Annotated in this window: 19 protein-coding genes; 11 read left to right on the top strand and 8 right to left on the bottom strand. The window is 44.4% G+C overall.

Annotated elements, in window-relative coordinates; genetic code table 11:
- Positions 1-403 precede the first annotated feature (403 nt).
- The 8 genes from QH73_RS15650 to QH73_RS15615 all read left to right on the top strand — a co-directional run bounded on the left by QH73_RS15650 (position 404) and on the right by QH73_RS15615 (position 5973).
- Positions 404-574, top strand: a complete 171-nt coding sequence (locus QH73_RS15650; protein ID WP_039717794.1) for an NblA/ycf18 family protein — start codon at positions 404-406, stop codon at positions 572-574.
- 92 nt (positions 575-666) lie between these two features.
- Positions 667-846 carry a CAB/ELIP/HLIP family chlorophyll-binding protein gene (locus QH73_RS15645; protein ID WP_015154540.1) on the top strand — a complete coding sequence of 60 codons (180 nt, stop codon included), beginning with the start codon at positions 667-669 and terminating at the stop codon, positions 844-846.
- Positions 847-1097: 251 nt separating this feature from the next.
- Complete coding sequence (gene apcA / locus QH73_RS15640) at positions 1098-1583, top strand: allophycocyanin subunit alpha (RefSeq protein WP_039717211.1); 486 nt, start codon at positions 1098-1100, stop codon at positions 1581-1583.
- 155 nt (positions 1584-1738) lie between these two features.
- Complete coding sequence (locus QH73_RS15635) at positions 1739-2044, top strand: P-II family nitrogen regulator (protein ID WP_039717212.1); 306 nt, start codon at positions 1739-1741, stop codon at positions 2042-2044.
- 202 nt (positions 2045-2246) lie between these two features.
- A complete protein-coding gene (locus QH73_RS15630; RefSeq protein WP_039717213.1) occupies positions 2247-2516 on the top strand; it encodes an RNA recognition motif domain-containing protein in 270 nt (89 codons plus the stop codon).
- Positions 2517-2864: 348 nt separating this feature from the next.
- Positions 2865-3113, top strand: coding sequence for a hypothetical protein (locus QH73_RS15625; RefSeq protein ID WP_132867144.1), 249 nt, complete (start codon positions 2865-2867; stop codon positions 3111-3113).
- A gap of 192 nt (positions 3114-3305) precedes the next feature.
- Positions 3306-4139, top strand: coding sequence for an acyl-CoA desaturase (locus QH73_RS15620; protein ID WP_374189042.1), 834 nt, complete (start codon positions 3306-3308; stop codon positions 4137-4139).
- Between the two features lie 247 nt (positions 4140-4386).
- Entirely contained in the window at positions 4387-5973 is a 1587-nt protein-coding gene (locus tag QH73_RS15615; RefSeq protein WP_132867142.1) for a B12-binding domain-containing radical SAM protein, read from the top strand.
- A gap of 12 nt (positions 5974-5985) precedes the next feature.
- Here QH73_RS15615 and QH73_RS15610 read toward each other — a convergent pair whose 3' ends face one another.
- The 3 genes from QH73_RS15610 to QH73_RS15600 all read right to left on the bottom strand — a co-directional run bounded on the left by QH73_RS15610 (position 5986) and on the right by QH73_RS15600 (position 6908).
- Positions 5986-6411: a hypothetical protein gene (locus QH73_RS15610; protein WP_052290234.1), complete on the bottom strand. Its 426-nt coding sequence runs from the start codon at positions 6409-6411 to the stop codon at positions 5986-5988.
- Between the two features lie 24 nt (positions 6412-6435).
- On the bottom strand, positions 6436-6615 hold the full coding sequence (locus QH73_RS15605; protein WP_039717796.1) for an NblA/ycf18 family protein: 180 nt from the start codon (positions 6613-6615) through the stop codon (positions 6436-6438).
- 113 nt (positions 6616-6728) lie between these two features.
- A complete protein-coding gene (locus QH73_RS15600) occupies positions 6729-6908 on the bottom strand; it encodes a hypothetical protein (RefSeq protein WP_132867141.1) in 180 nt (59 codons plus the stop codon).
- A 424-nt stretch (positions 6909-7332) separates the two neighbouring features.
- On the opposite strand from QH73_RS15600, the gene rbp reads away from it, so the two are divergent.
- The 3 genes from rbp (at position 7333) to QH73_RS15585 (ending at position 8258) form a co-directional block, all read left to right on the top strand.
- Positions 7333-7629 (top strand): RNA-binding regulator, encoded by a 297-nt coding sequence (gene rbp / locus QH73_RS15595; RefSeq protein ID WP_039717216.1) that lies wholly within the window; start codon positions 7333-7335, stop codon positions 7627-7629.
- A gap of 130 nt (positions 7630-7759) precedes the next feature.
- Complete coding sequence (rpsU, locus tag QH73_RS15590; RefSeq protein WP_015154529.1) at positions 7760-7948, top strand: 30S ribosomal protein S21; 189 nt, start codon at positions 7760-7762, stop codon at positions 7946-7948.
- Between the two features lie 103 nt (positions 7949-8051).
- Positions 8052-8258 carry a hypothetical protein gene (locus tag QH73_RS15585; RefSeq protein WP_132867139.1) on the top strand — a complete coding sequence of 69 codons (207 nt, stop codon included), beginning with the start codon at positions 8052-8054 and terminating at the stop codon, positions 8256-8258.
- Positions 8259-8421: 163 nt separating this feature from the next.
- Here the strand turns inward: QH73_RS15585 and QH73_RS15580 are convergent, their stop codons facing one another.
- The 5 genes from QH73_RS15580 to QH73_RS15560 form a co-directional block, all read right to left on the bottom strand.
- Entirely contained in the window at positions 8422-9156 is a 735-nt protein-coding gene (locus QH73_RS15580; protein WP_039717217.1) for a hypothetical protein, read from the bottom strand.
- 64 nt (positions 9157-9220) lie between these two features.
- Positions 9221-12361 carry a hypothetical protein gene (locus QH73_RS15575; RefSeq protein ID WP_039717797.1) on the bottom strand — a complete coding sequence of 1047 codons (3141 nt, stop codon included), beginning with the start codon at positions 12359-12361 and terminating at the stop codon, positions 9221-9223.
- A gap of 419 nt (positions 12362-12780) precedes the next feature.
- On the bottom strand, positions 12781-13302 hold the full coding sequence (locus QH73_RS15570; protein ID WP_039717218.1) for a hypothetical protein: 522 nt from the start codon (positions 13300-13302) through the stop codon (positions 12781-12783).
- A 61-nt stretch (positions 13303-13363) separates the two neighbouring features.
- Positions 13364-13798, bottom strand: coding sequence for a hypothetical protein (locus QH73_RS15565; RefSeq protein ID WP_039717219.1), 435 nt, complete (start codon positions 13796-13798; stop codon positions 13364-13366).
- A gap of 196 nt (positions 13799-13994) precedes the next feature.
- Positions 13995-14876, bottom strand: a complete 882-nt coding sequence (locus tag QH73_RS15560; RefSeq protein ID WP_039717220.1) for a DUF2382 domain-containing protein — start codon at positions 14874-14876, stop codon at positions 13995-13997.
- Positions 14877-15430: the final 554 nt, after the last annotated feature.

The following is a 15430-nucleotide window of genomic DNA, read 5'->3' as shown; positions in this document are numbered from 1 at the left end:
CATAACATACTTCTGCGCGATCGGTGCATAGTTGTTGGTAAAGGTAGAAGCAACATCACAATCAGCTCTAGGTATCTAAATATGTAAATAGTATGTTACATTAATTGTGCGAGGTGAAAAGTAGGAGAGCTAGCTCTGTGTGCCTCAAATCGCAAAGATACGTTCGATACCTACCCGATTAAAAAGTCGATTTTCTATCTGAGTACCCCATATCTGGAGAGTAATGTTGTAATGCTTTCCAAGATGTCTTTACTGTTGCGATCGCTACGTCAATTGGGTTAACCGCGTTTGCTTTTGGCAAGATGTTAACACTACGAGTCGATTGATTTCAGATTTAGATTTCTAGCTTTTAATGCAACATCGGCTGACAGTTTTCACCCTAACTTGGGTACAGGAGGCAGCTATGGATCGAGCTATCGAATTAACTTTAGAGCAGGAATTTAGCCTCAGAAGTTTCGCCGACCAAGTGAAGCAAATGTCTCGCGAACAAGCTCAAGAGTTCTTGCTCGTGCAGTACAAGCATATGATGATTCAGGAAACGACATATCAAGAACTCCTGAAAAAAAATTGGTAGCTAGAGCGAGATTTTGATTTGCTAGAAACCAAGAAACAGTGATGATTTTACATCACTAAGTAAATCGCTAACAAAAATTGGAGTATTAACTGATGTCTGCTAACACAAATCTTACCTCTTCTTCGCTTAAAGATCGCAATGCTTGGCTTTGGGGATTTACACCCCAGTCTGAAATTTGGAACGGTCGTTTAGCAATGATTGGTTTTTTGTCTGTCATCTTAATTGAAGTATTTTCTAGTCAAGGTTTTCTTCACTTCTGGAATCTTCTATAAGTTAGCAGTTGTTCTACTGTGATGCTGACCGCGATCGCGCCTTTGTCGTTAGTGAGGTCAGCTTCACTGACAAATAAGCTGTTTAATAGATCTATTCATCTGAACTCGTCTGGGCGAGAGGATGAAACAGGGAACCGAAACAGGGATTTTTTTCATCCACTTAGAAGTCAACAAAAAGTTTAGACCTAATATTTAGATTGAATCGCGATAGTTTGAATAAATTCGCTCTCATTCTTTAAAGGAGTCTGTTCATGAGTATTGTCAAGAAGTTGATTGTTAACGCAGACGCAGAAACTCGCTATCCTACCCCTGGCGAATTGGAGCAGATTAAGATCTTAGCCCAGAGTGGCGATCGCCGCCTGCGCCTTGCTCAAGCGCTGACAGCTAATCGAGAAGGCATTATCAAACAAGCTGGAAGTCAACTGTTTCAAAGGCGACCGGACATCGTTTCTCCTGGGGGAAATGCTTACGGTCGGGAAATGACTGCAACTTGTTTGCGGGACATGGATTACTATCTACGTTTGATTACATACGCTATTGTGGCTGGTGATGCTACGCCAATTGAAGAAATTGGGGTGATTGGTGTCCGCCAAATGTACAGATCTCTGGGGACTCCTATCGAAGCTGTCGTCGAGAGCGTCCGAGCCATGAAGAATGTCACCAGCACGATGATGTCTGGAGAAGACGCTGGCGAAGCTGGTGCTTACTTCGACTACTTAATCGGTGCTATGCAGTAGAGCGAGGGCTTTTGCCGATCGATTTAAGTATTTTAGGTCGATGTAACATAACTCCGATCGGAATTCTGCCGAGCGATTTAAGCTTTGGTCGGTCTGGTCGGATAAAATTGGTTAAATGACACAGAGTAAAACTAAATACCAAAGTGGAGTTTCCTATGTCACCCGAAGCCACCCCAGTCCAATCCGCCGTCCTAGTTACTATTATCGGCGAAACAGTACTCAAAGATAGCATTGTCCAATTACTGAAAAGTCACAATGTAAGTGGCTATACTATCATTCAAGTGCAAGGTGAGGGCGGTCACGGCAGACGCTTGGGAGACATGGCAGGCTACAACACTAATATTGAAATCAAGACAATTGTGTCGCCAGAAGTGTCAGATACAATTTTCTTGGCACTTAAAGAGCATCATGGCAAGCACGCTTTAATTGCCTTCCGACAAAAGGTAGAAGCTTTGTATTGATTGTTAAACGCGAGTTTGAAGAAGTTAACAAGCTACTGAAAAAGCTGCTCAAGAATTAGTTCTTGAAGCGCGATCGAGCATTTTATGCTAAGATTAAGTTAATGAGAATTATTTTCGGCTAAGTGACTAAGCATTAGACACTCCGCCATAGACATCTTCCCGAATCTAAAGCTCTACACCTGATAGGTTTGGGAGGTATTGTATGTCAATTTATATAGAAAATCTATCTTCTGAGGTTGAAGAAGACGACCTCAAGCGGATATTTTTAGAGTATGGAATTGTGAAACAGGTTCATGTACCTACAAATCATAAAACTGGCAAGAATAGAGGATTTGCCGTAGTAGAAATGGAAACATGTGCCGAAGAAATATCGGCAGTTCAGATGCTTAGAGGCATTGAATGGATGGGTCGTATCCTCACAGTGAATAGAGCTAGGATTGAGTTAAAAGACGTTTCGTTGAGCCGCTTGTAGAAAAGATTTTCAGTAGGAAGCAATTGCTTTTTTGATTTCTCTAACCGTTTAATATACAAGAACGCAGCAGTGCAGTAAAAAATGGGACATGCGTACTGTTGCGAGTAGGTTTCTACTACCGCGAGATTCAAACGATCTTTATTTTAATTCCTACTAATTGTCTCATCTGACATTGCCCGCTTTGTTGCTTCAGAATTGCGATCGCAGTCACTTCCGAAAAAAACATAGTTAAAGGCTTAATTGAGAGATTTTAAACTTGAAGTGCAAATAAGAGCTATGGATTCAACTATAGATTACTGCGATCCCAGTAAAAATTAAATCGAATATTAACAAACGTAGGTTGGAAAAATGCAAGTTTTATTAAATAAGTCTCTTCAATCGCTGGCTCCTTATACAACTGAAAACAGCCGAGAGAATCTAGCCGTGTATGCTGAGCAATCTAGATTGAGGAAGTCTACATGCCCTTGTTGTTCATACATTTTGCTCCGTCATATAGATTTGGCAGGAATTTACTGGCGTTGTAGTCACTGTTACCAAGAAATGCCAGTTTATCAACCACAAATAGCGATCGCAATGACCAACCAGCTCAAGCTCTGAGACCTGCTGTAGTTATCGCCAAGCTCAACAGCTTGAAGTTGTGAAGATAGTTTGTATTCGACTTAACCTTCCAATAATTTGTAGTTCTCTACTTTAGCAATACAGCTACTTCAAACTCTAGGCGGACACGAGCGATAAAACACTTGGCTAGGATAAGAAATATAAGTAATAAGTAAGGTTTTCATGACGAATATGGTTGAAACTGACCGCGAGAACGGTCAGCCGCTCGTATTGAATTGGACGAGCATAACGTTTTTTGCGGCAGTTCATGCTATAGCTTTATTAGCACCCTGGTTTTTCTCCTGGTCGGCTCTGGGGGTAGCAGTCTTCCTCCACTGGTTATTTGGCAGCATTGGAATTTGCTTGGGTTATCATCGATTGCTGACTCATCGTAGTTTGCAAGTGCCGAAGGGATTGGAATACGCGATCGCCCTGATCGGTTCGCTAGCGTTGCAAGGTGGTCCGATCTTTTGGGTCGCAGGACATCGCAGACATCACACATACACCGAAGACATTGACAAAGATCCCTACTCTGCAAAACGGGGTTTCTGGTGGAGCCACATGGGTTGGCTACTGTACAAACGTCCAGAATTTTTTGAGTACGAATCCAACCGGAAATTTGCACCGGATTTAGCAAAAGATGGATTCTACCGTTGGCTCGATCGCTACTATCTGTTGCTGCAAATCCCACTCGGAGTTGGACTATACCTGCTTGGGGGTTGGTCATTGGTTATCTATGGACTATTCCTAAGAGCAGTGATACTTTGGCACAGTACTTGGCTGATTAACTCTGCAAGCCATATCACTGGCTACCGCAGCCATGACTCCGATGATAATTCTCGTAACCTGTGGTGGGCAGCAATTCTCACCTACGGGGAAGGCTGGCACAACAACCATCATGCCTATCCTAACGTGGCAAAAGCGGGTTGGAAGTGGTGGGAAATCGATCTGACCTGGTGGACAATTCTGCTCCTGAAGCAAATGGGGTTAGCTCGAAAAATTGTTTTACCACCAACAGCCTCATAACACGCACTCGAATCTTAGCTTGTTGAAGAGGCTAATGCTATGTTGCCTGCTGAACGTGGGCTTGATTCCAGTAAAATGCTAAGTGTAGCAGGTAGAACTTGTACCTACGTTAATCTAAAAGCAAGTATCTGAAACCATTATCGATTGTAGTGCCAGAGGCTTTCCTATTCACATCAGAAGCAGAAATTACTGATGCGATCGCGCTTCTTCACACTTAAAATCCAATCCATACGAGGAGACTTCGTGTATGAAGGCACTCTTGCTCTACCCTTGTTTTCCCCAGTCTTTCTGGTCTTACGATCGCTGTATGGAAATGGCTGGACTCAAAGCAGTCATTCCGCCATTGGGAATTATTACAGTTGCAGCAATGCTGCCAAAGGATTGGGAAATTAGGTTTTATGACCGTAATGTAAACCAGGAAACAGATGGCGATTGGCAGTGGTGCGACATGGTTATTCTTTCTGCCATGCTGGTTCAGAAACCGGACTTCCACGCCCTGATTCAAAAAGCTGTACGGTTGGGCAAGAAGGTGGCAGTGGGGGGACCCTATCCAACTTCAGTCCCTCAAGATGCCCTTGCCTCTGGAGCGCATTACCTGGTATTGGATGAAGGCGAGCTAACTATCCCGCAATTTCTAGAAGCACTTTCCCAAGGTCAAGAACAAGGAATATTTCGCGCTACCGAGAAGCCTGACGTTACCACTAGCCCGATTCCCCGCTTCGATCTGCTCCAGCGGGATGCCTACTTCATGATGGCGATTCAGTTTTCTCGCGGCTGTCCCTTCAACTGCGAATTCTGTGACATTATCACGCTTTATGGTCGTAAACCGCGCACTAAGGAACCAAGTCAGACCTTAGCAGAGTTGCAAAATCTCTACGACTTAGGCTGGCGGGGGTCGCTTTTCATCGTTGACGACAATTTTATTGGGAATCAGCGCAATGTCAAACGGTTCCTACGAGAATTGATTCCTTGGATGAAGGAACGCAGCTATCCCTTCACATTCATCACTGAAGCCTCGGTTAACCTAGCAGAGGATGATGAACTGCTACAACTCATGCAAGAAGCAGGGTTCTATGCCGTCTTTCTTGGTATCGAAACTCCAGATACTGATAGCCTGCAAACCACTCGCAAGTTGCAAAATACCCGTAACCCGCTAATAGAAGCCTGTCGCAAGATTAATGAGGCAGGATTGTTAATTTACGCAGGTTTTATCCTGGGCTTTGACGGAGAACGCTCGGGCGCTGGAGAACGAATTCAAGCATTTGTGGAACAAACTAGTATTCCTCAACCAATGCTAGGAATTCTGCAAGCATTGCCTAATACTGCCCTTTGGAATCGGCTGGAAAAAGAACAGCGCTTATTAGAGAGCGTTGGTGTCACCCAAGTCGGGGATCAGAACACGTTGATGAATTTCATTCCCACTCGACCAGTTGCTGAAATTGCTAGAGAGTATGTAGAAGGCTTCTGGATGTTGTACGAACCCGCAAACTATCTCAAGCGCTGTTTTGAACAATGCCTTAGCATTGTTCCCCCGGCTGGGCGAAAGCAGAGTATGCGCTTTGCTCCAGGCAAGGGGCTGCGGCTATTAGCACGGTTGATCTGGCATCAGGGCTGGCGACGAGCTGAAATTCGGGCGCAATTTTGGCGACAGCTGTGGGTAATCGTGCGTGCGAAACCTCAAGTTCTGAATATGTATCTGGGGCTGTGTGCGGCTGGAGAGCATTTCTGGGAGTACCGCGCTTTAGCAAGAGAGCGAATTACCCAGCAGCTAGGCTACGATCCACTGGCAGAAGCGACGCTACCAGTTAAAGCACTGATGCACGTCAGCACCTGATTTACTAGCAAACTAGGAGTTGGCGGGGATGCGCTCAATTTGGGCGTAGCCCCTGAAAATCAATAGTTTTTCTTGGGTTTCCAATTGGTTGAGTCGGATCGTGATGCCATCGAGATCGAAGCGATCCAAATGGATCATGCGATCTAAAATCTCTACCAATATGATGCTTAGGGTTTGAGAGATTTCTCGTCGAGATTCTGGTACGCTATCTGCTTCAAACTTCGGTTCGCAAAAAGCAAGGCGGCATCGTCGCTCGATGGTTATGGTTGCACTCAGACTAATCGGCACGAGTTCGCCATTGCTTAGATTGGCATTAGTCCAAATCTGCACCCGATTGTTGGCTATTAGCTGTAGCCGCACAGCTTCAAAAGAGATTGAATTACCACCAGATATATCGGATAAAGCAGGTAGATAGAGGTTTTGGAGGCGCTTTCTCACCAGCTCTGCCCCAAAAGCGCGATCCTAGTCCAGATGCCACTCATGCTTCAGAAATTCCTGGTACATTGTTTTCTGAATTATCATCTGCTTATGCAGCACAATCAAAAATTCCTGGGCTTGTTCGCGGGACATCTGCTGCACTTGGTCGGCAAAGCTTCTGAGGCTAAATTCTTGCTCTACAGATAATTTAATCGGCTGATTCATCGCTGACTCCTGCCCCACTGGGGCGAAAACTAGAAGATCGAGTCTAGCTAGATATCTTTGTCTGAGGTTAGATACCTAGTTCGCTCGCTATTGTCATACTGGGCTAATCGCCACTACAAAGATTTGCTAACTACTGCTTTCTTCGGTCTCTTTCCTGCTTTGAGATCTCCTTTTTGGTTGAAATGCATTTCCAGTGGTTCGCAGGTATAAACATCAGGCTCCATCAAGAAGCTATCGGCAGTCATACATTCATTCAGGTTGAGGGTATTCCCTTCTTTATCGGTGTAGCGCATGGATGCCCTCGTGTAAGCGTATGTAAATTATTATAACAAAATATTTCTGTCGATCTGCTTGAATATTTCAACGACTAGTCTTGACCGCACTCAATCGGAGTTATGTATCTTTTGACTAGATTCCAACTATATAAAGCAAGAGGAAAGTTCCACAAAACAAAGCACCAAAGGCTTTTGAGCGCATACATCTAGCGATGCCGGAGGGATCGTTTACACAGCTCGTTAAAAGATGGCGAAGGTCTTTTATTACTAACTAAGATGTATTAATACGCCCATTCCGACGCGATCGCTCTCGTGCGAGAGTTCAATAGTGCGCTAATATATTTACTGAGACTAAAATTCGGTTATATCGTTTGTTTTTAAAATTAACAGGCTTCTCTCCGAAATCTAAATCTCTACACCTTTTGATTTTGGAGACAATCATATGTCTATATATGTCGGCAATTTATCATACGAGGTAACGCAAGAAGACCTCAGTGCTGCTTTTGCAGAGTACGGTTCTGTAAAGCGGGTGCAACTCCCAACCGATCGCGAAACTGGTCGGATGCGCGGCTTTGCGTTTGTGGAAATGGATACAGATACTGAAGAAACAGCTGCCATTGATGCTCTTGATGGTGCTGAATGGATGGGGCGCAACCTGAAGGTTAATAAGGCAAAGCCTAGAGAAGACAGAAGCTCATTCGGTGGTAATCGCAGAGGTAATTTCTCTGGTCGCTACTAAGCTTTAAGACAGATAATTTAACTCTAAGGTTTAAGGGTAGATCGGGAGTCTACCCTTTTTTGCTAACAACTTAATTTCAGGATAAATTGCCCAAATTCTATCCTAATTTACTCAATTGAGAGGAGAATAGATGGCACAAATTATTTTGGGTGAAAATGAAGGAATTGAGTCAGCCTTGCGTCGATTTAAGCGCGAAGTTTCTAAAGCAGGGATTTTTTTAGACATCAAGAAACATCGTCACTTTGAAACGCCAATTGAAAAACATAAACGTAAGGAACTCGCTAAGCATAAGCAGCGTAAAAGACGTTCCCGCTACTAAGCTAGCTGTCTGAAATTTCAGTTTTTCCAGATTGAAATGACATCATTGTTGTACCACATACGGAATTTAGCAAATGTTAGGAAAACCCTAACAGAGCAAAGTCATGAAAATTCAAGTATTGGATATTCAAATCGGCGATCGCATTATTGCTTACTGCAATAACAAAAGACAAGCCTGTACTGTCAAGCAAATACTAGTTTCCGAGCGAGATAGTATCGCACTGACAGTATGTCCTTCCACCAATTATCGAATTTCACTCTCACGAGTGGTTCGATTTCACCGAGATGCTTCGATCGATCTAGCAAGCTGAAGCTATTGTTTAGAACCAGAGCGATCGCTCTTCATCACTTCTCAAGTAGCTAACTTCACCTACCCTAATTAGAAAAAGTAGCTACTGGGAGCTACTATCTCTTCAAACAGCTTTCCGGGGGCAAATGCAGGCATTACCTGGAACCAGTCAATACTCTGCTGGTTCAGTGAGTCTCGTCCCGACGATCGACAATAATGACTTCAGGAGTGTCGTCAACACTGGCTTCGGCGCGGTAGGTGGGGTTAGCGGTATTGACGTTATTGACAACGCCTTCAGTGCGGTAAGCCTGTCTAGTCCAATTCACGCGCTCTACATCAGTCACAACATCGGTGCGGGTATTGGTCGCATTTGGGTTGTTATATACACCCCATTCTTGAATCCCGCTACTGCCGAGAATTCTGGCTGCGTGGGCGATTTCGTCGTCAGTGCCATCCACAATAACTAAATAATGTCCTCTAGAAACGCGATCGCTGTAAACTTTGGCTCTTTCCTCGGGAATCCCCAAGCCAATTAGTGCGCCTAGCAAACCGCCCGCAGCCGCACCAATCGCACCACCAGCCGCAGTTGTAGCTAGGGCTGTAGCAACTTCGCCCGCTAGCATCACTGGACCAACACCAGGAATTGCTAAAGTGCCTAGTCCAATCAGTAAGCCAGTCAGTCCGCCCAAAACTCCGCCTGTCACCGCCCCGGTTGCTGCGCCCTCATCAGCTTTGTTACCGACGCGATCGCGATCCTCTACATCTACACCAGCAATATCAGGTTTGCTGTCTGCATCTTGAGCGATGATGGAAACCCGACCCATCCCAAAACCAGAACGCTTTAATTCATTCAGGGCGCGTTCCGCATCTTTACGCCGCTCAAATGTGCCTACTGCTCGTCTGTGGTAGCCTAAAGTCATTTTTTTGCTCCAATTTCAAAGTTTCAAGGCTGTAGAGACGCGATTCGATCGCGTCTCTATTTGGTTAAAACAATCCGCCGATCCCGTTCACGGCTAACGCTCCGGCGATCGCAGATGCGGCAAGAGAAGTTAGAGCCGTACTAAACAACCACCAAGCTGCACCAGCTGCGGCTTTTTTGGTTTCTATTGCTGTTGCCTGAGCTTGTTGTTTCAAAGCTTCTAGCCGTTTTTGCGTTTCTTGTTGAATGCGTTCGGCTTGATGCAGAACGCGATCGCGCGTACCTTCAATTTGACCCACAATCCGCTCGGCATCGGCTGGGGAAATATCTTCGCGGGAACTCAACACGGCGATTAGCGTGTCGCGATCGAATTGGCTCAAACGATTGCGTAGAGCCTCAAATCCCGCTTGCGGATCGTCAAACAAGGTCGTGAAGTCTTGCTGAATTCCTTCATAGTTGAGTTCGGGACGCTCTAACGAGTTGAGGTAGTTACGCAGGCGCTCGAACACCCCATCGACAACTGATTGCACGCTACGCTGAATTTTCTCAATTTGCTCGGCAACAGAATCGCGTACGGCAAGGATGCGATCGACAATTTGATTTGCTTCTTCTTCCGAGATATCTTCTCTTTGAGACAGTAAAGCCACAATCGTCGAACGATCGAAGTGCGAGAGGCGATCGCCTAAAGTACCCAATCCAGCGCGGGGATCGTTGAGCAATAGTTGCAAGTCGCGCTTAATGCTATCGGGATTGAGTTCTTCTTTATTCGTATTCCGCAAGTAACCTTCTAAAGTTGCCTCAAAATCGCTCGCCTGCTGTTGGACGCGGCTTGCCAAACGGCGCGGTGCTTGGACAATGCTGTTGATTGCTTCTTCCACAGAGTCGATCGCCCGATTGACTTGTTCTTCGCTCAAGTCTTGCCGTTGCGATAGCAGTTTTACCAAGGTTTCCCGATCGACGTGAGACAAGCGATCGCGCAGTGCCATGCCTCCCTCTTGAGGATCTGACAATACTTTACGCAAATCCTGCTGGATTCCTTCAGGATCGAGTTCCTCTAAGTTGGTGTTACGCAGATATTCAGCGATCGCCGTTGTCGTTTTGTCGTATTGCTCTTTGGCTTTACCTGCTAGCTGTTGCGGTGCTTGTAAGATATTATCGCGGACTGATTCGAGGCGATCGAGAGTTTGATTTATTTGCTCCTCGCTCAAATCTTGACGTTGCGAAAGTAGAGCAACTAAAGTTTCGCGATCGAACTGCGATAATCTTGAGCGTAATACAGAAATTCCCACTTGCGGATCTTCTAGCAAGGTGCGAAAATCGCGCTCGATCCCTTCAGGGTTGAGTTCTTCTTTATTGGTGTTGCGAAGATATTCTTCTACTTTTTGTCGTATTTCTGTTGCTTTGGCTTGCGCCTGTTCTTGCAATTCTTTGGCACGGTTAACAACGCGATCGCGAGTGCTTTCGAGTTGACCGACAATATTATTTACTTCCTCTTCGCTAATATCCTGGCGCTGTTTGAGCAGTTGTACCAAAGTATCGCGATCGAATTGCGATAGGCGATCGCTGAGTGTTTCCACACCCGCTTCTGGATCTTCTAGAAGAGTTTGGAAGTCACGTTGAATTCCTTCAGGATTTAGTTCTTCCTTGCCAGTCGATCGCAGATAATTTTCTACACGGCTGCGCAGGTCTTGCGATTGCGCTTGTGACGCACCAGCAGAAACCGTAGCTAAAATCTCGCTGCGGATCTCTTCTAGTTGCTGAGCAACTTCTTGGACTTTGTTCTCAAGTAAATCGCCACGCTGATTCAGCTTTTGAACGAAATAATCTTTGTCCAACTGCTCCAGCTCTCGTTTGACTTTACTTGGATCGGCTTGCGGATCGTAGATAACATCTCTAAATTCTTGCTTAATCGTTTCGCGGTTGAGATGCCACGGGTAAGATTTCAGCAAATAGTCATCTACATCGCTGCGGATGGTGCTATTTGGCAGTGCTGGTAGTTTTTGTGCTTGCTGTTGCACCTGCTGTTTAAATTGCTGTAACTGACCGGAAATCTTTTCTCGGTCTACTTCTGGTAACTTATCGACGAACTTTTGCAGTTGACCAGAAATATTCTCCACATCAACCCCAGCCAGATTAGTTCTTTCGAGTACTGCTGTTGTCAAGGCGCTGACACCCAATTGCACGGCTCGATTTCCCCAACCGTTGCTTTGCTTCCCGTTCGATTGACTTGTTTGTACCAGTTGTTCCAGTTTTTCGCTCAAATCGCTGGAATTGAGTTGTTCGGGAGAAGCTTCTTGAATAAATTGACTTAATTGAGCTTGTGGATCTGCTTCACCTTTGCCGATCGCCTGCTGCCAAACTCCTTGCAACTGGTCTACAATCCGATTCACGTCTTGTTTGGATAAGTCCGTGCGATCGCTGACCAAATCTGCAAATGTCTCGCGGTTAATGTTACGTAGCAAATCGCTATCAGCCACAGATTTTAAATCCGAGCTGTTGAGAATTGTTTCAAACTGACCGCGAATCTCGTCTAGATTCAGTTGTGGTAGTTGCAAATTTCCCAAAGACTTTTGCAATGTCTTACCGATCGCGTCTGGGTCGAGTCCTGTAGTGAATTCTTGCCGAACTGCGGCGGCGATCGCTTCAGCCGTATCCACAGCTTGGTTCTTGGCTGCATTAGCACCCAAAGCGGTAGCTGCTGTCCCTACCAGTCCTTGAAAGCCAGAGGTAGCAGTGCTGACTAAAGAGCCGATCAGCGAACCGACTGTAGTTGAGCCTAACCACACCAAAATGGAAAAGTAGGTAGACCAAATAACTACCCCAATAATTGCTCCTAATACCGCACTGCTGACTAAACTCAGCTTCACTGCTAAAAAACTAGCCGCGAACAGAGCTACGCCACCAGTGGATAAAGCCAACAGACCCACTGCGGTTGAGATTGTGCGAACTGTGTTGCCTAAATTATCCGTATCGTCAGCATCTCCCCCACCTAACGCGGAAATACCTAGAGCCACGGAAAAGTTAGTTAACAGGAGTTGAAAGGCAAACGCCATCACTACACCTGCAATTAATGCCACCAAGAATTGCGGTCCAGAAAAAATGGCAGCAGCTTCTTCTGGAGTCAGAATTTCTTCAGTCGTTATAACTTGTGCTAAGTAAAGATTTGCGAAGTCAAATTGTTTTGCTATTTCTGCGATTTCCCACATATGATTCACTCCATTCATGCTCGATCGCAAGTCAAATTTCTTATTTGAGCTGCCTTTTAATTGTCAGCTTAGCTATTAACTAAGGTCGTTACTACTTTCCCAAGTGAGGAATGTTCTACTCCTCAAGGATTGTATTTGAGCTGTTAGAAATGATGCGAGCTTAAGTTATATTCAAAAGTAAAATTTTGTTTCACACAAAGAAGATCGCTAAAAGTATTTGCTGATGCGATCGTCAAGCAGGCGATCGATACCAAAATCAAAGTCATTCATCCCCAACAACCGTTAAAATTGGGAGAAATAGCCCTGACTCCTTCTATACCAAAACCGAGAGACAAGCTTTACCTGTTACAGTAAAATCATTTCTCGGCTTTGTTTCGGTTAATGCTTGTAGTAGTCTCTCTCACCTATGCAATTTGTACTTACTTACGACCACCTAACCATTTAGCCGCGATCGCACCAAATGCAGCACCGACGAGTGGATTGCTGAGGAATTTCACGAATGCAGGTTGTTCCGCCAATACCTCTTGAAAAATATCGGGATGGTTGTGATAAGCAAATGCAGCTAATTTACTTACATCGTCGGCATTCATCCGGCTGGCGTGATGGGTAGATAGCCCTAGTTGCTTTTCTAAATCGCGATCGTGCAATCCTCTTTTACCTAAGTGCTTGAAGAAAGCCCGCGCCACATCATCTCTTTCATTTGGTTTAATCTGGGCGATCGCTTTTTGCAGTTCCGGTTCCATCTGGTTTGTCGGAATCCGATCTGGGTGGAAAGAGCGTCCGAATAAGCGACGGCGTTCGTCATGGGATGAGCGTTGAGCAAAATCATCAAAGTTTTCGTAGTCTTGCTCTAAGTTCGCAGGTGCATCACCAAGATTTTCCACATTACCTTGAGCGAGATCGTTCATCACTTCTTTTCTATATTTGTCGCTACTACTCATTTTTTTCTCCTTTTTACAACTGCCATTTGCATTCCTAGCCAATGACAAATGACAAATGACACTACTTGTATTCAATCTGATTAGTTTGAGTGTCGTACTTAGCTGTCAAAATTAGCTTTTTATCCGGTGCGTACATCAACACAGTCAAATCTTGGTTGGGGAAATTGCGGCGAAAACCTTGAGCTAGAGATTTTGCTAATGGCTTAACTTCGTTTGGGCGAACTTCAGGTGAGATGACAACACCTAATTTATTGTTGTCGCGCACGTAGGCATCTTTAACCATTCCCCTAGCCGTTTGCACGACCCAACCGCCAAAATCTTGTCCGGCTTGAGTATTTCCTCTTGCTATTTGCGAGTAATCTGCACTCCGACTAGCTGTTGGTAGCGTTGTTGGCTGTTTGGCTTGAACTGCACTGCTACAGGCTGTAGTTGTAGTAATAAACAAAACTAACATCAGCACAGTCGCAATTTTCCGAAACCTTTTAATCAAACTCATTTCTACCTCCTACAATTTACAAATGAATAGAACATTTATCAGTTATCAGTTATCAGTTATCAGTTATCAGTAAAAAGCAGTCAGGAGTCAGAAGTTAGAATTAACTGGTCACCGATCGCAGGTCAGTAGAAGTCAAAAGTCAACTGGTCACTGATAACTGGTCATTGATAACTGATAACTGATAACTGATAACTGGTCACTGGTCACTGATAACTGGGCGACCATCGACATCGACATCTAATTCTTCCCTGCGAATCGTTTCTTGTGCTTCCACAGTTGCCTGTTCTACGACCTTTTTGACTCTGACTTCTTCTCTAACGAAGGCTTCTTTGTGGATGTCTGGAACTTCTTCGTACACTTCTACACGGGCAACTTCACCCTCATGGAAGTCAACTTCGCCAGGTGCAACAGCTCTACCTGCATCGGTTGGGGTAATTCTTTCAATCACGACGCGCTCTTTTTCAATTGGTACTGAAACTCGTTCTGTCTCAGTTTCAACGTGCTTGCCGATCGCAACTTCTCCAGTTTTGCGGCGCTGTTTGCTGGCAATCAACCGTTCTTCGTAAAGTTTAATGGTGCGATCGCTATGAGTGCTTGTATCGTATAAATCTCTGTCATGCTCGTAAGTGTAAGTATCGCGGTTATAGCTAGTTGGGGTAGCAGTACCCATCATCGCAGCAGTAGATGCCGAGTCTAGAGGTGCTGATGCATCTAAAGAAGCTTCTGTACGATAAACTCGTCTGACCCGTTCTTCGTAGTCGTAGTCTGCTGTCATGCCTTCTGTATATTCGGGTAAGCGATCCGCTTGCTCTTTAGTCAAACCTTTTGCATAGACGCGATGAGCGTTGCGATCGATCCGAGCGCGACCAACTGGCAGTAGTACTTTTTTACCAAAAATCCAGAATCCTACGTCAATAACAAAATACCGAAAATTACCTTGTTCGTCTACTAAAATATCTTTTACTGTACCAAACTTTTCCCCATCCCCTTCACCATAAACATCCATACCTTTGATGTCATTGTCTTCAAACGTACTTTGATATTCTGTATCAAAATCACTAATGCTTAGTAATGGCATAACTTTCTTCTCCACTTAGAAATGATTCATGAGTAACAAGACAATACACACAACATTAAGCCATCAAAGCCACATTCTTTTCACCTATCCGCAGAATCAAACTTTGAATTTTTCACTACTCATGCAGATAGATATTTGACTGCGTTATGGCGAGCAATCTCTGTTTTAATTGAGTAACATTCCTTAAAATTTACAGGGTGTAAGGTTTTTTATTATTTCATTTACAATGATTTTACTTTGAGGCTATCTCTAAAACCGTAGATTTAGAAAAATATATTATTCGACCGATTCAATAGCCCTTACATTTTTAGCTTGAGTTAAAAATGTAAGATTTTAATACAAGTATATTAAATCTACGCCCCACAATGAAAAAGTGTGACTTGTTTCTAGCAAAAGTGTGACTTGTTTCTAGCAAAAGTGTGACTAAGTGCTAGCAGTAGGTGTAAAGTTGTAAAACTATTGCTCGGTAAGATTTTGATGCTATTTAAAGCCAATTTATGCAACCCGTTTTGAAAAAAGTGAGCCGATCCTAGTACCTTAGAACTACATTAAAT

The sequence above is a fragment of the Scytonema millei VB511283 genome, from assembly GCF_000817735.3.
Lineage (GTDB): Bacteria > Cyanobacteriota > Cyanobacteriia > Cyanobacteriales > Chroococcidiopsidaceae > Chroococcidiopsis > Chroococcidiopsis millei_B.
The sequence above is the reverse complement of the archived record's forward strand: the minus strand, read 5'-3'. Positions and strand labels throughout refer to the sequence as shown.